The 18,720-nt window shown below is 69.8% G+C and carries 19 protein-coding genes; 7 read left to right on the top strand and 12 right to left on the bottom strand.

Features of this window, described 5'->3' with window-relative positions; all coding sequences use genetic code 11:
- Window positions 1-3: 3 nt before the first annotated feature.
- Together ACNUDN_RS00635 and ACNUDN_RS00630 are read right to left on the bottom strand one after the other, a co-directional pair.
- Window positions 4-702: a GntR family transcriptional regulator gene (locus tag ACNUDN_RS00635; RefSeq protein ID WP_419120148.1), complete on the bottom strand. Its 699-nt coding sequence runs from the start codon at window positions 700-702 to the stop codon at window positions 4-6.
- Complete coding sequence (locus ACNUDN_RS00630) at window positions 699-1,226, bottom strand: HD family phosphohydrolase (RefSeq protein WP_419120147.1); 528 nt, start codon at window positions 1,224-1,226, stop codon at window positions 699-701. Before ACNUDN_RS00630 ends, ACNUDN_RS00635 begins: the two co-directional genes overlap by 4 nt.
- Before the next feature lie 109 nt (window positions 1,227-1,335).
- Between ACNUDN_RS00630 and ACNUDN_RS00625 the strand changes: the two genes are divergently transcribed.
- From ACNUDN_RS00625 to ACNUDN_RS00600, 6 genes are read left to right on the top strand one after another with little or no spacing between them, the layout of a single operon-like run.
- On the top strand, window positions 1,336-2,451 hold the full coding sequence (locus ACNUDN_RS00625; RefSeq protein ID WP_419120146.1) for a TIGR03364 family FAD-dependent oxidoreductase: 1,116 nt from the start codon (window positions 1,336-1,338) through the stop codon (window positions 2,449-2,451).
- Window positions 2,448-3,137 (top strand): phosphonatase-like hydrolase, encoded by a 690-nt coding sequence (locus ACNUDN_RS00620; protein WP_419120145.1) that lies wholly within the window; start codon window positions 2,448-2,450, stop codon window positions 3,135-3,137. Before ACNUDN_RS00625 ends, ACNUDN_RS00620 begins: the two co-directional genes overlap by 4 nt.
- Before the next feature lie 3 nt (window positions 3,138-3,140).
- Window positions 3,141-4,181 carry a 2-aminoethylphosphonate ABC transporter substrate-binding protein gene (locus ACNUDN_RS00615; protein WP_419120144.1) on the top strand — a complete coding sequence of 347 codons (1,041 nt, stop codon included), beginning with the start codon at window positions 3,141-3,143 and terminating at the stop codon, window positions 4,179-4,181.
- A 49-nt stretch (window positions 4,182-4,230) separates the two neighbouring features.
- Complete coding sequence (locus tag ACNUDN_RS00610) at window positions 4,231-5,352, top strand: ABC transporter ATP-binding protein (protein WP_431961057.1); 1,122 nt, start codon at window positions 4,231-4,233, stop codon at window positions 5,350-5,352.
- Window positions 5,349-6,242: a 2-aminoethylphosphonate ABC transporter permease subunit gene (locus ACNUDN_RS00605; RefSeq protein WP_419120143.1), complete on the top strand. Its 894-nt coding sequence runs from the start codon at window positions 5,349-5,351 to the stop codon at window positions 6,240-6,242. Before ACNUDN_RS00610 ends, ACNUDN_RS00605 begins: the two co-directional genes overlap by 4 nt.
- Entirely contained in the window at window positions 6,217-7,014 is a 798-nt protein-coding gene (locus tag ACNUDN_RS00600; protein WP_419120142.1) for an ABC transporter permease subunit, read from the top strand. The genes ACNUDN_RS00605 and ACNUDN_RS00600 overlap by 26 nt, the downstream gene beginning before the upstream one ends.
- 3 nt (window positions 7,015-7,017) lie before the next feature.
- Here ACNUDN_RS00600 and ACNUDN_RS00595 read toward each other — a convergent pair whose 3' ends face one another.
- The 7 genes from ACNUDN_RS00595 to ACNUDN_RS00565 all read right to left on the bottom strand — a co-directional run bounded on the left by ACNUDN_RS00595 (window position 7,018) and on the right by ACNUDN_RS00565 (window position 13,368).
- On the bottom strand, window positions 7,018-8,133 hold the full coding sequence (locus tag ACNUDN_RS00595) for a hypothetical protein (RefSeq protein WP_419120141.1): 1,116 nt from the start codon (window positions 8,131-8,133) through the stop codon (window positions 7,018-7,020).
- 200 nt (window positions 8,134-8,333) lie between these two features.
- Complete coding sequence (locus ACNUDN_RS00590) at window positions 8,334-8,603, bottom strand: YdeI/OmpD-associated family protein (RefSeq protein ID WP_419120140.1); 270 nt, start codon at window positions 8,601-8,603, stop codon at window positions 8,334-8,336.
- Between the two features lie 30 nt (window positions 8,604-8,633).
- Complete coding sequence (locus ACNUDN_RS00585; protein WP_419120139.1) at window positions 8,634-9,491, bottom strand: polysaccharide deacetylase family protein; 858 nt, start codon at window positions 9,489-9,491, stop codon at window positions 8,634-8,636.
- Window positions 9,491-10,456, bottom strand: a complete 966-nt coding sequence (speB, locus tag ACNUDN_RS00580; protein ID WP_419120138.1) for an agmatinase — start codon at window positions 10,454-10,456, stop codon at window positions 9,491-9,493. The genes ACNUDN_RS00585 and speB overlap by 1 nt, the downstream gene beginning before the upstream one ends.
- Before the next feature lie 14 nt (window positions 10,457-10,470).
- Complete coding sequence (locus ACNUDN_RS00575; protein ID WP_419120137.1) at window positions 10,471-11,235, bottom strand: SDR family NAD(P)-dependent oxidoreductase; 765 nt, start codon at window positions 11,233-11,235, stop codon at window positions 10,471-10,473.
- Window positions 11,232-11,924, bottom strand: coding sequence for an SDR family NAD(P)-dependent oxidoreductase (locus tag ACNUDN_RS00570; protein ID WP_419120136.1), 693 nt, complete (start codon window positions 11,922-11,924; stop codon window positions 11,232-11,234). Before ACNUDN_RS00570 ends, ACNUDN_RS00575 begins: the two co-directional genes overlap by 4 nt.
- Window positions 11,917-13,368, bottom strand: coding sequence for an APC family permease (locus ACNUDN_RS00565; RefSeq protein WP_419120135.1), 1,452 nt, complete (start codon window positions 13,366-13,368; stop codon window positions 11,917-11,919). Before ACNUDN_RS00565 ends, ACNUDN_RS00570 begins: the two co-directional genes overlap by 8 nt.
- 142 nt (window positions 13,369-13,510) lie before the next feature.
- On the opposite strand from ACNUDN_RS00565, the gene ACNUDN_RS00560 reads away from it, so the two are divergent.
- A complete protein-coding gene (locus ACNUDN_RS00560) occupies window positions 13,511-14,926 on the top strand; it encodes a PucR family transcriptional regulator (protein ID WP_419120134.1) in 1,416 nt (471 codons plus the stop codon).
- Between the two features lie 126 nt (window positions 14,927-15,052).
- On the opposite strand, the gene ACNUDN_RS00555 is transcribed toward ACNUDN_RS00560, so the two are convergent.
- Genes ACNUDN_RS00555 through hisD form a run of 3 tightly spaced genes read right to left on the bottom strand, consistent with a single transcriptional unit; the run spans window position 15,053 to window position 18,688 of the window.
- Complete coding sequence (locus ACNUDN_RS00555) at window positions 15,053-16,507, bottom strand: purine-cytosine permease family protein (protein WP_419120133.1); 1,455 nt, start codon at window positions 16,505-16,507, stop codon at window positions 15,053-15,055.
- A complete protein-coding gene (locus ACNUDN_RS00550; protein ID WP_419120132.1) occupies window positions 16,500-17,330 on the bottom strand; it encodes a nitrilase-related carbon-nitrogen hydrolase in 831 nt (276 codons plus the stop codon). Before ACNUDN_RS00550 ends, ACNUDN_RS00555 begins: the two co-directional genes overlap by 8 nt.
- Window positions 17,330-18,688, bottom strand: a complete 1,359-nt coding sequence (gene hisD, locus ACNUDN_RS00545; protein WP_419120131.1) for a histidinol dehydrogenase — start codon at window positions 18,686-18,688, stop codon at window positions 17,330-17,332. Before hisD ends, ACNUDN_RS00550 begins: the two co-directional genes overlap by 1 nt.
- Between the last annotated feature and the right edge of the window lie 32 nt (window positions 18,689-18,720).

The following is an 18,720-nucleotide window of genomic DNA, read 5'->3' as shown; positions in this document are numbered from 1 at the left end:
TGCTCAGCGGTCGTGCAGCGTGGCTTCGAAGGCGACCCGGTCCCCGCGGTAGAGGGCGCGCACCACCTCGATCGGCGCGCCGTCGGTGTCCACGGATCTCCGGTTGAGCAGCAGCATGGGCATCGCGGTGGTCGATTCCAGCAGGCTGGCCTCCCGCGGTGACGGCAGCACCGTCTCGATGCGCTCGGTCGCCGAACCGAACCGCACCCCGCGCGCCCGGATCGCCGCGTACAGCGACGTGGTGGGATCGAAATCCGCGGTGAGGTCGGCGAATCGGGGCAGGGGAAGGTAGGTGCTCTCCAGGCCGATCCGGACCCCGTCGGCGAGCAGTACCCGCTCCAGGTGCATCACCTGCGCCGCGGGCGGCACCTCCAGCGCACCGGCGAGTTCACCGTCGGCCGCGATGTTCTCCCAGGTCACCAGGAGCCGGCCGGGTACGCGTCCCATCCGCTGCGCGCCCTCGGTGTAGGACTTCAGCGACAGCGGCTGAACGAGTTTCGGCCGCGACACCACCGTCCCGCGGCCGCGGCGTTCGATCCTGCCTTCGACGAGGAGTTCGTGCAGCGCCTGCCGCACGGTGTCGCGGGCAACACCGAACCGCGCGGCCAGTTCGCGTTCGGGCGGGAACGGGTCCCCCTCGAGCAGCCCGTCCAGAATCCCCTCCAGCCGGGTGCGCACCAGATAGGGCTTGGGGACGCTCATCGCGCTAGTTTCAGTGCCAGATCCAGGACGTACCCCGGCGCCGCGCCCTCCGCGTCCGGGTCCTTGGCCGCGTCGTCGTAGCGACGCAGCCGCAGGGCGTCCGGGCACCAGGGATGTGCGGCGAACGCGGGATCCAGGCGTGGGCCACCCTGCTCGGCGAGGGAAACCGTCGACGTCGCGGTCAAGGCCGCGGCGTAGGACCGGTCGACCGCGGCCAGGTGCTGCTTGGCCGCGACGTGCGCCCCGGCCAGCCATCCCACCCGCGGCCCGAATCGTGGTGTGAGCCAATCCCGGGCCAGTCCCGAATGGTCGTGCACTCCCGGGCCGCCCAGCAGCGGGCTGTGCCCGATGTCGTGCAACGCGGCCGCCAGCACCAGCTCGTCGTCGGCGTGGTCTGCCACCGCACACGCCGCGGCCTGCAACGCGTGATCCCACTCGTCGACCGCTTCTTCGTCCCATACCCCGCGCAGCGACGCGAGCACGGCCGCCGTCTCGGCGCGGACTTCCCAGGCTCGTGGTGACATGACCCAACCATACCCCCAATTGGTCTATACCAATTGTTCACCGGGTGTTCCCGCGGCCCACATCGTCCGCTTGCGGCGATGACGTCGGCGCAGAGTTATGTCAGCGGCCATGCAGGTCACCATCATCGGTGCGGGCATCCTGGGCACCGCCCACGCCTGGCACGCCGTCCGGCGCGGCCATCACGTCGTTCACCTCGAACGCGAACCGGAACCGCGCGGCGCCACGGTCCGCAACTTCGGACTGGTCTGGGTGTCCGGACGCTCGTCGGCAGAGCTGGACGCCAGCCTGCGGTCGCGTGCCCTGTGGGAGCAGATCGGTGCCGAGGTGCCCGACGTCGGCTTCCGCGCCTGCGGGTCGCTGACGCTGCTGCGCACCCCGGCCGAGGTCGCGGTCGCCGAGGAGGTGTGCAGTCGCGCCGATGCCGGCCACCGCGGATTCCGGCTACTCGAGCCCGCCGAGGCCCGTTCCATCAATCCGGCGCTACGGGGCAAATTTGTTGCCGCACTGCACTGTTCACGCGACGGTGCCGTCGAGTCGCGGCAGGCGCTGCCCGCGATGCGCGCTGCCCTCGGTGCGGGGGGACGCTACACCTACATTCCGGCCACCGAGGCCCGCACGGTCACCGGCACCCGAGTCGTCGACGACCGCGGTCACAGCTACGACGCCGATGCGGTGATCGTCTGCGCCGGTGCCGCCCACGGCGGGTTGGTCCGCGAGCTCGCCGGAGACATGCCGGTGCGCCGCGTCCGGCTGCAGATGATGCAGACCGCACCGCTCGACGAACCGCTGACCACAGCGATCGCCGACGGTGACAGCCTGCGGTACTACCCCGCGTATGCCGGCAACGCGCTGGATTCGTTGCAGCGCAGCGAGAACCAGGACCCGGTCGCCTATGAGCACCGCATGCAGCTGCTGTGCGTGCAGCGCCGGCACGGTGGCCTGACCATCGGGGACACCCACGAGTACACCGAACCGTTCGCGTTCGACGTGTCCGAGGCGCCCTATCACTACCTGGCCACGCTCGTCGAGGAACTCCTGGGCCGGCCACTGCCGCCGATCAGGCAGCGGTGGGCAGGCGTCTACAGCCAGTGCGTCGACGCCGGCCGGCTGGTCTACCGGGCCGAGGTCAGCCCCGGGGTCTGGGTGGTGACCGGCCCGGGTGGTCGCGGCATGACGCTGGGGCCGGCGATCGGTGAGAAGACCGCAGACAGGATCGGACTGTGACACTGCAGGAGAACGACATTCAGCTGGCCGTCATCGACATGGCCGGCACCACGGTCGCCGACGACGGCCTGGTCGTCGAAGCCTTCGAGGTCGCCGCCGAGGCGGGTGGTTTGCCCGCCGACGGGCCGCACCGCGACCACGCCCGCCGGTATGTCCTCGACACCATGGGTCAGTCCAAGATCGCGGTGTTCCGGGCGCTGTTCGAGGACGAGGCCGCCGCGCAACGGGCCAACGCCGCCTTCGAGACGGCCTACGCCGAACTGGTCGACGCGGGCCGTGCGGCGCCCATAGACGGTGCGGTGCAAGCACTCTCGCGGCTGCGCCAGGCCGGCGTCAAGGTAGCCCTGACCACCGGCTTCTCGGCGACGACCCAGGACACGTTGATCTCGGCACTGGGCTGGCACGACGTGGCCGATCTCGTGCTGGCGCCCGGTGAGGGGATCCGCGGCCGCCCCTACCCGGACCTCATTCTGGCCGCCCTGCTACGCACCGGCGCCGACCGGGTGCAGGCGGTCGCAGCGCTGGGCGACACCACCAGCGACGTCGAGAGCGCGCTGCGCGCCGGATGCGGCATCGCGGCGGGCACCCTGACCGGGGCGCACGACGAGCGCCGACTCGTGGCCGCGGGCGCCACCCACATCGTGACATCTGTAACGGATTTCGCCGACCTCCTTCTGAAAGGCTGACCTGTGAGACTGCACAAGACCTTGGCGGCGACGGCAATCGTCGCCCTGGCCGCCATGTCGGCCGCCTGTGGCGGCACCGGCACCTCGGGCTCCGGCGACGGCACCACCTTGACGGTGTACAGCGCCGACGGGCTGGCCGGCTGGTACGAACCGACTTTCGCGAAGTTCACCGAGCAGACCGGCGTCAACGTCAACCTGGTGGAAGCCGGTTCGGGCGAGGTGGTCTCGCGGGTGGAGAAGGAACAGTCCAACCCGCAGGCCGACCTACTGGTGACGCTGCCTCCGTTCATCCAGAAGGCCGCGCAGCTGGAGCTGCTGCAGCCCAGTGGTGCCGATACCAGCGGCATCGCCGAGGATCAGGTCGGCCCTGACGGCATGTTCGTGCCGATCGTCGACAACGCGCTGAGCTTCATCGCCAACCCGGCGGCGAATCCGGCGCCGACGACGTGGGATGACCTGCTCAAGCCCGAGTTCAAGGGCAAACTGCAGTACTCCACTCCCGGCCAGGCCGGCGACGGGACCGCGGTGTTGGTGCTGCTGCAGCACCTGCGCGGCAAGCCCGGAGCGCTGGAGTTCCTGAAGGCGTTGCAGGACAACAACGTCGGGCCGTCCTCGTCGACCGGCAAACTGCAACCCAAGGTGAGCAACGGCGAGCTGCTCGTCGCCAACGGCGACGTCCAGATGAACCTGGCCTCGATCAAGGATGACGGTTCGAACTTCACCATCTTCATCCCGGCCGATTCCGACGGAAAACGCACCAGCATCTCGTTGCCTTACGTCGCCGGGGTAACCGCGGGCGCACCGCACGCCGACGACGCCAAGAAGTTGTTGGAGTTCCTGATTTCCGAGGACGTCCAGCAGACGGTGGGCACCGAAGCGCTGGGACTCCCGGTTCTGGAATCCCTCAAGGCCGCGGGCTCGACCGAGCCCAACACCCCCTCGGCGGTGCTCGACGGCGTCGAGGTGTGGGTGCCGGACTGGGACGCCGTGCTCGCCGACCTGGACGCCGATGTCGCGGCCTACCAGCAGGCCACCGGTAGCTGACGTGGCCGAGACGCGCGCCGGCACGGCCGGTCAGCGACTACGCCCGCCGCTGACCCGGACCGACACCCCGGCCATCCTGTTCGACCGGGTCGGCGTCACCTACGGCCGCGGAAAGTCCGCCACCGCGGCGCTTGTCGACTTCACGCTGCGGGTGGCGCCGGGCGAGACCGTCGCGCTGCTGGGCCCGAGCGGGTCGGGCAAGTCGACCGCGCTCAACGCGCTGGCCGGATTCGTCCGTCCCACGTCCGGGGCGGTGCGGCTGGCCGGGCGCGACGTCACCGATCTGCCCCCTGCACGTCGCGGTATCGGTGTGGTGCTGCAGTCCTACGCGCTCTTCCCGCACATGTCGGTCGCCGAGAACGTGGCGTTCGGTCTGCGCGCCCACAAGGTCGCCCGCCGCGAGATCTCGCCGCGTGTCGCGGAGGTCCTCGACATGGTCGGCATGTCCGGTTTCCAAAAACGCCTTCCGCGTGAGCTTTCCGGTGGCCAGCAACAGCGGGTGGCGATTGCGCGCGCGCTGGCGATCCGACCGTCGGTGCTGCTGCTCGACGAACCGTTGGCCGCACTGGATGCGCGCTTGCGCCAATCCATGCTCACCGAGCTGCAGCGACTCAAAGAGGCGCTGCCCGACACCGCGATGCTCTACGTGACACACGACCAGGCCGAGGCACTCGCTCTGGCCGACCGGATCGTGGTGATGAACAACGCCCGGCTGCTCGACGTCGACACCGCCGAGAACCTGTGGAAGCGACCGCCGACCAGCTTCACCGCGGCCTTCCTGGGCGGTGCGAACCTGCTGCCGTGCACGGTCGGGCGCGTCATCGGCACCTCGGCGCTGATCACGGTCGGCTCCCGCACCGTCAACGCGGAGGCGCCCGAGCCCGCGTTCGGCCATACCGACTGGGCGCCCGGGTCGCCCGCGTTGCTGTGCGTGCGACCGCATGCACTGCAGGTGGTGTCCACCAGGGAACGCGATGCGCTGCCCGCGACCGTCAACGCCGCGGTGTGGCGCGGCGCGGTGACCCGGCTGGTGCTCGCCGTCGAATCGCTGCCCGATGTGCTGGTCGAGGTGGACGTTCCGGGCCACACCCCGTTCGAGAACGGCAGCACCGTCGGACTGCGTCTCCCCGAGCCCGCCGGGGTGCTGGTGTCCCCGGAAGCCGCGGCATGACCGATCTTGTCGAGCGTCCCGCGACCGCACCGCCGCCGACCCCGGACCCGCCACGGTCGACGGCAGGGTTCTGGGTGCTGCCGCCGCTGTTGCTCGTGCTGCTCGTCGTGCTCTACCCGCTGCTGCGGGTGTTCTGGGAGTCATCGACCAGCGGCTCCTGGGGCGCGGTGCTCGGCTCCCAGATCTTCCGAGATGCGCTGTGGCGCACTGTCGCCATCGCGGCGACCTCGACGGCCGGTTGTCTGGTACTCGGGACGTTCCTGGCCATCGTGCTGGCCTTCGTCCCGTTCCCGGGATCGGCGTTGGTGGGTCGACTCATCGACACGGTGCTGGCGCTGCCGTCGTTTCTGATCACGCTGGCGTTCACGTTTCTCTACGGCAGCGCCGGCGCGGTGAATGCGGCGATCTCGACGCTGACCGGCTCGACGTCGCCGATGCTGGACTTCCTCTACACCCCGGCCGGGGTCATCGTCGCCGAGATCACGTTCTTCACCCCGTTCGTGGTCCGTCCGTTGTTGGCCGCGTTCTCGGTGATTCCCCGCGCACAGCTCGACGTCGCAGCCAGCCTGGGCGCCTCGCCGTGGACGGTGCTGCGCACCGTGGTGATGCCGGAAGCCTGGCCGGCGCTGGCCGCCGGCGGCAGCCTCGTCCTGCTGTTGACACTCAACGAGTTCGGCATCGTGTTGTTCACCGGCGCCAAGGGCGTCATCACGCTGCCGGTGCTGATCTACACCCGCGGCATCATCACCTTCGACCTGCCCGGTGCGGCGGTGATAGCGACCGTGCAGGTGCTGCTCTCGCTGGCGCTGTACGGCCTGTACCGGACGGTGTTCGCCCGCCTGATGACTCGGAGGAGGACCGGCGATGCTGCTGTGGAGCAGCCGAAGTAGAGCAGCGGTGCTGACGGTCTTCGCGATCGTCGTCGCCGTGGTGTTCGTCCTCCCGCTGGGCACGGTGGTGCTCGCCGGATTCGCCGGATCCTGGAACGGGCCGCTGCCGTCGGGGCTGGGCGTCGCCCGCTTCGGCTCCGCGCTCACCGGTGAGGATCTGGCCAGTCTGTCGGTGAGTCTGCAGACGGCGTTCCTGGCCGGTGGGTTCGCGCTGGTCGTCGGCACCTGGGCCGCCCTGGCCGCGCGGGCGGCACCAACGTGGTTGCGGCGGCTCACCGACGCGGTGTTCCATCTGCCGATCGCGGTGCCGTCGGTGGCGATCGGCCTGGGCCTGCTGATCGCGTCCAATTCGAAACCGTTGCTGCTGGGCGGGACTCGCTGGATCGTCATCCTGGCGCACGGTGTGCTGGTGCTGGCGTTCGCGTTCAGTGCGGTCTCGGCCGCGCTGGACCGGCTCGACCCCGCCTATCGGCAGGCGGCCGAGTCGTTGGGCGCGAGCCCGACCCGGGTGCTGGTGCGGATCACCCTGCCGCTGCTGCTGCCCGCACTGGGGGCGGCGGCGGGTCTGGCGGTCGCGCTGTCGATGGGTGAGCTCGGCGCCACCGTGATGGTGTATCCCGCCACGTGGAAGACGTTGCCGGTGACCATCTTCGGATTGACCGACCGCGGTCAGGTGTTCCAGGCCGCGGCGAGCACCACCCTGCTGCTGGCGGTGACGCTGCTGTCGCTCATCGTGCTCGGCCGGATCCGGGGCCGCGCCGCGGTGCGCTGACCCTCACTGCGTGCCGGTGCGATCCGCACCGTCGGCGCCCGAGGTCTGGGCGGCTGCCGCGCCCGTGCCGCCCTCGGTCGGGGCACTATCGGTGTCGCTGTCGGTGTCGCTGTCGGTCTCGAAGTCGCCGTCGGTCTCGAAATCGGTCTCGAAATCGCTGTCGGTGTCGGTGTCGAAATCGCTGTCGCTGTCGCTGTCGAAGTCGTTACCGGTCTCGCGGTCCGTCTCGACAGCCTCGACGACCTCGCCGGTATTCAGGGCCTCGCCCACCGAGGTGACCCCTGTGTCGTTCGCGGGCTTGTCGTTCGCGGGCTTGTCGATCAGGCCGTCCCGCGTGGCCTCGGCCGTGCTGGAAACGCCCTGGGCGACCGCGGATTGCGCCGTTGCCGAGAAGGCGGGCTCCGGCGCGTCCGCGAGGTATCGGGCCGCGTCCTGGTCGATCTGGATGGCGAGCGCGATCGGCCCGGGGGCCAGGTAGCCCTCGACGGTCAGCGGTGTCACCAGGCCGGGCAGATTGTCGAAGTTGCCGAACGGGGAGCCGTAGCCGCCGTTGAGCGCCCCGTCGAGCACGCGCGCCGGGATGTTGATGATCGCGTTGAGCAGGGCGACCGGATCGAGCGCGACGGCAGCGTCGACGACGTCACCGATGGCGACGGTGAACGAGGCAAATCCACCCAGGATCGGGCTCAGCGCGATCTGGAACAGCGCTGAGCCCGCATTGGGTTGGTTCATCTGGACGGCGAAGTATTCGACCGCCCCCAGTACCGTCCGGACCGGCTCGATGATCACCCGGCCGACGGCGGCCCCGGCGGCCGCACCGTCACCGACCCGCAACGCCGCCAGCGCGTCACCGGCCGAGGCGATCTGTTTCTCGATGGTCAGCCGCGTCAGCGGCAACGGGTCCGCCAGGTACGCCTCGACGAGCTTGGCGGTGTTCTCGACGGTGCGGAAGAACACCTGGGGGTAGAGCTCCAGCGGGCTCGGGATGGCGGACAACTGCACGGAGGCGTCGATGACCGGCGTCGCGGCGAATGCGGGCTCGATGGGTGCGACGGCGATGACACCGGCTCCCAGCAGAGCGACGCCCGCGGTGCCCGCCCGTTTCAGTCCTGCCCCCACGATTCCCGCCCCTCCCCCACTACAGACAGTCAGTCTAACCGCTGCAGCGGCCCCACGCGGCGAACTTCACCAAGCCTGGCTGCCCTGCCCCGCACAACGCAGATCAGGCCATGCACCGGCGCTTTATCGGTGAACCGGCAGCACGTCGACACCCGGAGATGCGCTTCAGGCAAAGGGATGAGCTCGTCTGCGGCGCCGTGCTAGGCGCGGCCGGTGCGCTCACGGTGGCGGCACCCGGGCCAGCAGCACGGCCTGCGCATGCCCTCCTCCAGCTCCTCCTGGGTGCGGCGGATGCGTCGCTCCCGGGTCTTCTGCTGCTTGGCGTCTTCGACCCAGCAGATGAACTCGTTGCGCGCCAGGGGTGTGATGTCTTTCCACGCGGCCAGCGCCGACTCGTTGCCGATCAGCGCGGTTCGCAGGTCCGCGGGGAGTTGATGCACCACGCCACCGGGCACCGACTGGCTGCTCACCCCGTCAGCGTAACGCGGGCGCCGGCCGTCTCAGCGCGGCACGTCCGGCGGGGTGATGCTCCGTGGCGAAAGGCCCAGCGCCCGAACGTGTTCTGCGATCTCCTGCAGCGAGGCGGTCCACACGTCGTCGTGGTCGAGCACGTGGCGCATCAGCTCACCCAGTTCGGCGGCCCGCGACGGCCGGCCGGTGAGGAACGGATGGTTGGTCAGCACCCAGCACCCGCCCGCCGTCCGCAACGCGTCGAACTCGAGCTGCCACAGTTCCCGGGCCTTGCGCGGACTCTCGATCAGGCCGCTGCCGGAGATCTCCGGCAGGAAGCAGTACTGCTCCCAGTCGTCGAGCGCCCACTGGATCGGAATCTCGATCAGCGAACTCTGCGCGCCGACAGCCAGCTCGTAGGGCCGGTCGGCGTCCATCAGGCTGGAGTCGTAGAGGAAGTCCCGCTCGGCCAACAGCGCCGGGGTGCGCCAGGACAGGTCCCACATCGGGGCCCGGTAGCCGACCGGCCGTACCCCGGCGACGTCGGCCAGGGCGGCCAGCCCGCGCTCCAGTGCGTCGATCTCCTCGTCGAGGGTCAGCGCGGTGGGCTGCTCGTGCAGGTACCCGTGGTGGGCGATCTCGTGACCGGCCGCGACGATGCTGCGCACCGCCTGCGGGTAGCGGTCGGCGGTATGCCCCGGCACAAAGAACGTCGACCGAATCTGGTGCCGCTCAAGCAGATCCAGGATACGGGGGATCCCGACCAGCGGCCCGTAGGCCTGGTGGCTCATCACACTCATCCGGGCCGCGACGCCGTCGTTGCCCCACAGCACCGCCGATTCGGCGTCGACGTCGAAGGTGAACGCCGCCGCGGCGACCTTGCCGGCGGGCCAGCTGAACCGATCCATCACCCGACCATAAGGCTGATCAGCTCGTAGGCGAGGTTCGCCGCTGCGACCGCGGTGACCTCCGCGTGGTCGTAGGCCGGCGACACCTCCACCACGTCGGCGCCGACGATGTTCAGTGGCCGCATCGCACGCAGCACCGCGACCAGCTCGCGGCTCGTCATCCCACCGATCTCCGGTGTGCCGGTGCCCGGCGCGAACGCCGGGTCCAGTACGTCGATGTCGATCGACACGTACACCGGGTGGGTTCCGACCCGCTGCAGCACCCGCTCGATGACACCGTCGACGCCGATCCGGTCGACGTCGCGACAGTGCACCACGGTGAACCCGAGCTCGGCGTCGTCGAGCAGATCAGCCGCGTCATAGAGCGAACCGCGGATGCCGACGTGCGCGGAATGCCCTTTGACGATGAGCCCCTGTTCGGACGCGCGCCGAAACGGGGTGCCGTGCGTGCAGGGCGCCCCGAAGTAGGTGTCCCAGGTGTCGAGGTGGGCGTCGAAGTGCACCAACGCGACCGGACCGTGCAGTTCGTTCACGGCCTGCAGCGCGGGCAGGGCGATGGTGTGGTCGCCGCCGAGCAGTACGAACCGTTGTTCGGGCCGGCGCACCAGGGCGCCGATACCGGCTTTGATCTGGTCCACCGCTGCGGTGATGTCGAACGGGTTGGCGGCGATGTCGCCGGCGTCGACGACCTGGGCGGTCGCGAACGGCGCCACCTCCAGGGCCGGGTTGTAGGGCTTGAGCAGCCGGGACGCCTGACGGATCGCGGCGGGCCCGAATCGTGCGCCGGGCCGGTAGGTGACGCCGCTGTCGAACGGCACACCGATCACGGCGATGTCGTGGTCGTCGACCTGGTGATCTTGCGGCAGCCGGGCGAACGTCGCCAGCCCGGCGTAACGCGGCACCTGCTGGGCGTCGATCTGGCCGAGCGACCCGGACGCTGATCGCATCCGCGGGTCGTGCTCCATGGGGTCCTCCTCGTTCATACCCGGGTGCGGGTCGATCCGCCGTTGCACGAGATGACCTGACCGACAACAGCTTCCAGGTCGAAATCGCACAGCAGCTGCACGGCCGCGGCCAGTTCCGCACTCGTCCCGATCCGTCCCAGCGGGATGTCGGCGGCGTAGCGGCGTCGGATCTCCTCGACGGGCACGCCGGCGGCGGCGGCGTCCACCCGCAGCTGTGGGGTGTCGACCACGCCGGGGGCCACCGCGTTGACGATGATCCGCTCCTTGGCGAGCTCGCGCCCCAATGTCTTGACCAGGGAGATCAGCCCGGACTTCGCGGCGGCGTAGGCGGTTGCCTCCGGCCAGCCGGTCACCCCCCATTCGCTGGTGATCACGACGATGCGGCCCGCCCCGGCCCGGCGCATGTGCGGCAGCACGCTTTGCACCAGGAAGAACGTCCCGCCGAGATTGGTGTCGACCACCTTCCACCAGTCGTCGGGGTCGTGCTCGAGCAGCGGTGCCATCGTCATGTACGCGTGGTTGGCCACCAGCACGTCGAGTCGACCGGTCGTGCTCGCGACGTGGGCGGCGATGTCATGGCACCGGTGCGGATCGGAGACGTCGCCGGCCGCGGTCACACCGCCGATCTCGGCGGCCAGCGCCGACAGCTCGGCGCTGTCGGCGCGGTCGTTGACCGCGACGGTCGCGCCCGCGGCGGCCAGCTGCCGGGCGTGCGCGGCGCCCATCCCCTGGGCCGCACCGGTCACCAAGGCGACCTTGCCGCGCAGATCGGTGCTCATATGACGGCCCCCGAGTTCACGTTGACGACATCGCCGGTGCTGAATGTGGCCTCGCAGACCAGGAATTCGACACAGCGCGCGACTTCGGCGGCGGTGGTGAGCCGCCGCAGCGGCAGCGTCTGCAGGTAGTCCGGGGCGCGCCACGGAGAGTCGGCTGCCAGCAGCGGAGTGTCGGTGGGTCCCGGTGCGACCGCGTTGATCCGCACGCCGCGGTCTGCGACTTCGACGGCGAGGCTGCGCACCAGGCCGAGGATGGCTCCCTTGGCCGCCGCGTAGTGGGCGTCCTCGTCGCCGCCACCGATCGCGAGTTCGCTGGCCACCGCGGTGAGTGATCCACGCAGTGCGATCAGATCCGGCAGGGTGGCCCGGGCGACGTTGACCAGCCCGCCGAGGTGCACGCGCAGCATCCGGCGCCACGCGTCCACGCCGATCTCGGCCACCGGAGCCATCTCGTAGTAGCCCGCGGAGGTCACCACGGCACTGGGCGGGCCCATTCGTTCCCGCAGTTCACCCACCGCGGCTGCGACCGCGCCGGCGTCGGAAACATCGACGGTCACCGTGTTTTCGGCGGATCCGCCCTTGAGGTCCAGGCACCCGACGGTGTAGCCGCGCGCGGCCAGCGCGTCGACGACCGCGGCGCCGATCCCACTGGAGCCGCCGGTGACCAGCGCGACCGGCCGGTCAATCATTCGTCAGCGCCGGTTCGTCCTGGTCCTGCGGTCGGGTGATCCTGGACTTGACGCCGGCGTACAGCGCCGCGCCGATGAGGCCGAGCACCACGACCCCGATCCACACCGACCAGTCCAGGTAGCGCTGTTCGAAAGCCGAACGGGGCCAGGCGATGTTGAGGAACTGCAGTACCGCCCACACCACGGCCACCACCGCGACCGGCAGCGTCCAGGAGCGCAGCGAGAAGGTCGCCGGGGTCCACGCCTTGCGCAGCACCACCACCAGGAAGCCGATCAGCGGGAACAGGAACGCCAGATAGAAGCCGCCGGCGGTGAAGTTCACCATCAGCGCGTAGATGTCACCGGCGACGATGCTGAGCAGGAACAGCGCCGCGCCCAGCACCGTGGTCATCAGGATGGCCACGACCGGGATGCGAGCCCGGCCGCGCAACTGGACCAGGGTGCCGGCCGCCGGCAGCGCGCCGTCGCGGGCGTAGGCCCAGATCACCCGGGACGCGGAGGTTTGCAGCGCCAGGAAGCTGGCCAGGAAGCCGATCACGAACATCACCTGCACCGGTTTGGCGATGCCGGCGCCCAACGCGTCGGTCAGTGTCTCGTAGACCGGGTCGCTGACCGCGCCTTCGGCCACCGCGTCCAGATCGGGGATCGCCAGGATGATCGCCAGGCTGGAGTACCCCACCACCAGCGCGATGAAGGCCAGTGAGAACAGCACCGCTTTGGGCAGGTCCCGGCGCGGGTTGTGCACCTCCTCGGCGATCGAACCCGCACTTTCGAAACCGACGAACGACCAGCCGATGAAGGCCACCGCGAGCAGGAACGGCCCGCCGAGATAGGACCAGAGATCGACGTCGGCGCCACCACCTTCGAACAGCACCGACAGCGAGTTGTGCCGGTGGAACAGCAGCAGCCAGGTGCCCAGCACCACCGATCCGATGATCTCGGCGATGATGCTGCCGATCATGAAGATCTTCAGCGCCTGCCGCCCGATGAGGTTGACCGCGGTGCCCGCCAGCAGGATCAGCAGCGCGATCAGGGCCAACGTGCCGCCGGACGGTTCTTCGACACCGACGATGTTGGCGGTGAAGCCGGCCGCGCCGAGGGCGACGGTGGCCATCGCGATCACCAGGGTCCACATGTAGACCCACCCGGCGAACCAGCCGTAGCCGCTGCCCAGCAGGCGGCGCGACCACTGGTAGATGGACCCCTCCAACGGCCATCGCGACACCAGTGTGGCGAACACCAGCGACACCAGGAACTGACCGCCGAAGACCAGTGCGAATCCCCACCAGAAGCTCGGTCCGGCGGCCGACAACGCCAGGCCGAAGATTCCGTAGAGCGCGACGATCGGCGAGATGAACGCGAAAGCGAACGCGAACGCCGATCCCAGGGAGAACTCGCGGCGCAGCTGGGGCGGCTCCTGGGCCGGGTTGACCGATAGCGACATGGCACGAACTATCACGCCCGATCCGCACCGGCGCCAGCGGATGCGGCGAAGACGCAGAGATCCCACCGTGCCGGTGTCCTGCCGTTGCACGATCGCACAACGACCCGGCTCGTCGGTGTGACACCCGCGTTACGCTCGCGGGATGTCGCAGGACAGCGCGGAGTCGGCCGCCCCGACGCTGCGCGAGCTTGTTCAGACAGCCGGACTGGGACTGTCGATTCCCGACGGCGCCGCTCCGGACCTGGATCGGGCCGTCAGCTGGGTTCACACCACCGAGATGCCCGACCCGACGCGGTACCTGCGCGGCGGTGAGCTGGTCTGCACGGTGGGAATCAGCTTGAACACCGAGCGCGACTGTGTGGTGTTCGCCGACGCGCTGGCGGGCGCCGGCGCGGCCGGGGTGTGCTTCGGCGTGGGTGACGGTCACGACGCGGTACCGGCGGCGCTGCTGGCGCGGTGCCGTACCGTCGGCCTTCCGGTGCTCGTCGCTCCGCCCAGCGTGCCGTTCAGCGAGATCAACCGGTTCGTGGCCGAGTCCTGGCTGGGTTCGGAGATCGCGGTCGCCCGGGCCACCAACGCGCTGGTCCCCGAGCTGCTGTCATCGCTGCGCCGCCACGACACCCCCCGTCAATTGCTGGACAGCGCGGGCCAGGTGCTCGGCTGCTATTTCCTGCTGGAGCCGGCTGGTCCCACCGCGGGCACCGCTTCCGGGAGGCAGGCGCCTGTCGCCCCGGCACCCGAGGACGGCGCGGTCACGGTCGCGGTCCCTGGGGTGGGCACGGTGGTGTGGGTGGGCCGGGGCGAACAGCCCGAGCCGGCCCTGCTGGATCTGCTCGCGCGGTTCGTGCGTGCCGCGCAGGGTGAGCGCGATATCGAGGCCGCGCTGGCGCGGGAGCGGGTCGGTCAGTTGTTGTCCCTGGTCGAGCGGCGGATGCTGTTGCCCGATGCGCTCAATCAGCTACTGGAGTGGCCCGGTTTCGCCGCGCCGGAAATCTCCTGCTCGGCGTGGCCTGCCGGTGCCGGAGCGTTGCTGTCCATCGCCTTTCCGCAGGCGCTGATCGGCGATGCCCCCGACCTGTGCCTGATGCTGACGGCCGGAGTCTTGGCGATGACCGAGGAGCTGTCGTTGCCGACCGGACATTCCGCGCCGGTGCCGCTGACCGATATCGGCTCGGCGATCGCGCAGGCACGGATCGCTCTGACGCTGGCCGAGCAGCGCGGCGGCCGGGTCGGGCCGAATCAGCTCAGCACGGTGGACGGGCTGCTGGAACAGTTGCCGCTGGCTCAGCTGGCGCCGTTCAAACAGCTGTTGATCGATCCGCTGGCCGAGCTGGACAGTCATCGCGGAACCCAGCATGTCCGAACCCTGCGGGCGTTCCTGGCGTGCAACGGATCGCTCAGCGAGACCGCCAAGGAGCTGTTCCTGCACACCAACACCGTGCGCCATCGACTCTCCCGCATCCACGAGATCACCGGTCGAGACCCGCTCCAGCACAACGACTTGACCGCCTTCGTCATCGGACTGTGGGCGGCGGACCGGGCCGAGCGGCCGTCCTGAGCCACGTCCCGGCGAGCGTGCCGCCCCGGCGAGCCGCCAGGCTAGCCGCCGAGATCGACGTCAGGGTCGTGGCGACGGTCGATCCACCGCCCTGGACGCAATCTCGACGCCTGGCCTGACGAACGCTCAGTTCTCCACCGGCGCGACCCGGCCCGCGAAGGTGACCGCCTCCACGCCGTGCTCGCGGGAATCCGCCTCCGCCTTGGCCTGTTCGGCGGCCAGGTCGAGCGAGCGGGCCATCAACAGGTAGGCGACGGCCGAGGCGGCGAGCCCGACGAACAGCGCGATGTCCACATCACCGAGCGCGGCCGCCACCGGACCGGTGTACCAGACCGTTACCACGAACGGGATCATCGCGACGATGCCGATGGCGTAGGCGCCCAGTCCGCGCCAGCCCCAGGAGCCGTAGACGCTGCCGTGGGGCACGAAGATCTCCCGGATCGCGTAGCGCCCGCGGCGGACGAAGTAGTAGTCGACCAGGTTGACCGATGTCCACGGCACCAGCAGATACAGCAGCACCACCAGGAAGCTGCTGAAGTTCGCGAGGAACTCACCGGTGGACAGGACCGCACCGAGGAGTCCGGCGCTCGCGATGACGCTGCACGCGATCACCCGCAGCCGCCGGGTGGGCCGGACGGCTTTGAACGAGTCGACCATCGTGATGAGTTCCAGCGACGCGGCGTAGATGTTGACCGTGATGACGGTGATCAGGCCGGGCAGCGCAGCCAGCAGCAACCACAGACCCGAACCGGGCACCAGGTCGTCGGCGGCGTTGCGCACCGCCTCCAGCGGTGACGCGTCGGCGAACAGCGCCGCCACCAGCGCGCCCAGCGCCATCAGCCACACCGCCCCGACGAAGACGCCGGCGTAGGTGTACCACAACGCTTTTCGTGGGCTGGTCTGCGGCGGAAGGTAGCGCGAGTAGTCCGAGACGTAGGGAGCCCAGCCCAGCGCATAGGCGGCCGCGGCGGCGAACTGGACCAGGAACGCCGCCCAGGTAAAGCCGCCGAAGCCGAACTGCCCCGCCGGTACGTCGAGCACGACGAGCGCGGCGACGGTGAACAGACCGAAGGTCGCCAGGAACAACAACGTCAGCCAGCGCTGGAAGCGGTGGATCCAGTGGTAGCCGTAGATGGCCAGGGTGAGGGCCAGTCCGCTGATGATCACGAACCACAGGTTGCGCAGGTCGACTCCGGTGGTCATGGTGATGACGTCGGCGGCCAGGATCTGGTTGAAGATGTTGAAGCCGACGATGCTGAACACCACGACCGCGCAGATCACCACCACACCGCGATAGCCGAACTGGGCGCGCGACTGGATCATCTGCGGCAACCCCAGCTGCGGACCCTGCGCCGAGTGGAAGGCGGTGAACACCGTGCCCACCGCGGCGCCGAGGACGATCGCCAGCAGCGACGTCATGAACGACGCGCCGAGCGCCGCCCCGACCATGCCGGTGGCCAGCGTGGTGAGGTTGGCGTTGGACATGAACCACAGCGGGAACAGTGTGGTCGGCGTGCCGCGCCGCTCGCCCAGCGGCACCCAGTCGATGGACTTCGATTCGATGGCGGGGCTGTCAGACATCGGTTCCTCGCTCGGTGCGGCTGGTGACGTCGGTGTAGAGCTCGGGTCGGCGGTCGGCGAACAGATCGTTGTTCGGCCCGATCGCCTTTCCGCTGTCGATGGTGACGAGCGAGGAGGCGACGCCGTGCTCGTCGGGGGTGGCACACACCCAGCCGTCGCCTGAGATGACGGCGGTGCCGCCGGTCCACTCGACACCGCGTTCGGTGCCGTGCCGGTCGGCGATCGCCGTCGGCAACCGCGACGCCCGCGCGGCAGCCATCGCCTGGATGGTCTCCGGTGGGTGCTCGCCGGCGGGCCGATCCACCAGCGGCCAGTTCACCGGCAGGGCCAAAAAGCTCGCCCCGGCGAGCGCCAACCGCCGTGGCACTTCCGGGAATTCGATGTCGTAGCAGATGGCGACCCCGAGCCTGCCGATCGGCGTGTCGAGCACCATGCCGGCCTCATCCCCGACGCTGAAGAACCTGCTCTCCTCGTCCCACAGGTGGGCCTTTCGGTAGCACCCGAGGATGCCGGAGCGGTCGAACACCAACGCCGAGTTGTACAGCCGGTCACCGGCCCGCTCACAGAAACCCACCACGGCAACTGCGCCCGGCGGGACGTCGCGGGCCAGCGCGCTCAGGCGCGGGTCGTCGACGGTCATCGACAGGCTTCGGGCCTCGGCCACATCGGTGAAGACGTAGCCGCTGAACGCGAGTTCGGGAAGCACGATCAGGTGCTGCCCCGGCTCGCATGCCTGCAGGGCGGCGTGCGCCGCAGCGAAATTGCGCTCTTCGTCGCCGAACTCGATCGGTAACGCGACGGCCGAGACCCGCAGGAAGGTCATCAGCGTCCCCGGTTGACGGCAGAAGTGCCGTCGAACATTCCGGAGTGGCGTCCGATCGCGTCGATGCGGATGGTCGCGGTCGCCTCGTGCGCGGCCAGCCCCTCGAACGCCGAGATGCGTTCGACGGCCGGTGCGAGTTCGGCGGTGGCCTCCCGTCGGGCCCGCTGGTAGGTCAGCGGTTTGAGGAACCTCGACACCGACAGGCCGGCGTTGTAGCGGGCGGTCTTTCCGGTCGGCAGCACGTGGTTGGTGCCGGCGATCCCCTTGTCCGAATAGGCCACCGTGCTCCATGGGCCGACGAACAGGGAGCCGTAGTTGCGCAGCTCTTTGAGGAAGTAGTCGTCGTCCTCGGTCTGCACCTCGAGGTGTTCCGGGCCCAGCACGTCGGCGATGGCGGCTGCCTGGGCGCGGTCGGTGGCCACCACCACTGAGCCGTAGTCGCGCCAGGCCGCACCGGCGACGTCGCGGGTCACCAACGTCTCGAGCTGACGGTCGATGGCCTCGATCACCCTGCGGCCCAACGACTCCGACGTGGTGATGAGCGCGGCAGGCGAGTTCGGCCCGTGCTCGGCCTGGCCGAGGAGGTCGGCGGCCACCCATTCGGGGTCCGCGGTCTCGTCGGCCAGCACCGCCACCTCGGACGGACCCGCGAGCAGGTCGATGCCCACCTGACCGAAAAGTTGCCGCTTGGCTTCGGTGACGAAGGCGTTGCCCGCGCCGACGAGCATGTCCACCGGTTCGTCGCCGAGCAGCCCGAAAGCCATGGCGCCCAAGGCCTGGACGCCACCGACGGCGAAGACCCGGTCGGCCCGCGACAGGTAGGCACCGTAGAGGACCGCGGGGTGCGCTCCATGCTCACCCGAGGGCGGCGTGCAGGCCAGCACGGTCGGGACTCCGGCAGCCTTGGCCACCCCGACGGTCATGAAGGCACTGGCCAGCAGCGGGAATCGGCCGGCCGGAAGGTACGCGCCGACCCGCGAGACGGGGACGTACTGGACTCCCCCGACCACACCGGGAGCCAGGTCGACCTCGAAGTCCGACAGGTGGGCGCGCTGCGCCACGGCGAACCGGTTGGTGCGCTCGTACCCCAGTTCCAGTGCGGTACGCACGTCGGCGGGCAGCGCGTCGCCGCTCTTGCGCAGCTCCGCGGCGCCGACCTCCAGGTCACCGGTCCATCCGTCCAGTTCGCGGGCATAGCGGCGGACCGCATCCAACCCGCTGTGCTCGATGTCGGACAGCATCTCGCTGACCCGTTCGGTGACCTTCGGGTCGCGCTGGGCCGGCGGGCCGTCGACGGCCGGTTTCTTGAGCCAGGTGAACGGCCCCAGGGTGCGGGCTTCGTTCGCGGTGATCTGCATGTCGACCGACGGTAGGCGCATTCGAACCAGAG

Source organism: Mycobacterium sp. smrl_JER01 (assembly GCF_048513595.2).
In the GTDB taxonomy this organism is placed as follows: domain Bacteria; phylum Actinomycetota; class Actinomycetes; order Mycobacteriales; family Mycobacteriaceae; genus Mycobacterium.
This window is presented reverse-complemented; position numbering and strand designations above follow the sequence as displayed.

Bases quoted from the DNA above. Each gene is read 5' to 3' on its own strand.
- ACNUDN_RS00635 (WP_419120148.1), bottom strand. From the start codon at position 702: ATGAGCGTCCCCAAGCCCTATCTGGTGCGCACCCGGCTGGAGGGGATT.
- ACNUDN_RS00630 (WP_419120147.1), bottom strand. From the start codon at position 1,226: ATGTCACCACGAGCCTGGGAAGTCCGCGCCGAGACGGCGGCCGTGCTC.
- ACNUDN_RS00625 (WP_419120146.1), top strand. From the start codon at position 1,336: ATGCAGGTCACCATCATCGGTGCGGGCATCCTGGGCACCGCCCACGCC.
- ACNUDN_RS00605 (WP_419120143.1), top strand. From the start codon at position 5,349: ATGACCGATCTTGTCGAGCGTCCCGCGACCGCACCGCCGCCGACCCCG.
- ACNUDN_RS00600 (WP_419120142.1), top strand. From the start codon at position 6,217: ATGCTGCTGTGGAGCAGCCGAAGTAGAGCAGCGGTGCTGACGGTCTTC.
- ACNUDN_RS00585 (WP_419120139.1), bottom strand. From the start codon at position 9,491: ATGGATCGGTTCAGCTGGCCCGCCGGCAAGGTCGCCGCGGCGGCGTTC.
- speB (WP_419120138.1), bottom strand. From the start codon at position 10,456: ATGGAGCACGACCCGCGGATGCGATCAGCGTCCGGGTCGCTCGGCCAG.
- ACNUDN_RS00575 (WP_419120137.1), bottom strand. From the start codon at position 11,235: ATGAGCACCGATCTGCGCGGCAAGGTCGCCTTGGTGACCGGTGCGGCC.
- ACNUDN_RS00570 (WP_419120136.1), bottom strand. From the start codon at position 11,924: ATGATTGACCGGCCGGTCGCGCTGGTCACCGGCGGCTCCAGTGGGATC.
- ACNUDN_RS00565 (WP_419120135.1), bottom strand. From the start codon at position 13,368: ATGTCGCTATCGGTCAACCCGGCCCAGGAGCCGCCCCAGCTGCGCCGC.
- ACNUDN_RS00560 (WP_419120134.1), top strand. From the start codon at position 13,511: ATGTCGCAGGACAGCGCGGAGTCGGCCGCCCCGACGCTGCGCGAGCTT.
- ACNUDN_RS00555 (WP_419120133.1), bottom strand. From the start codon at position 16,507: ATGTCTGACAGCCCCGCCATCGAATCGAAGTCCATCGACTGGGTGCCG.
- ACNUDN_RS00550 (WP_419120132.1), bottom strand. From the start codon at position 17,330: ATGACCTTCCTGCGGGTCTCGGCCGTCGCGTTACCGATCGAGTTCGGC.
- hisD (WP_419120131.1), bottom strand. From the start codon at position 18,688: ATGCAGATCACCGCGAACGAAGCCCGCACCCTGGGGCCGTTCACCTGG.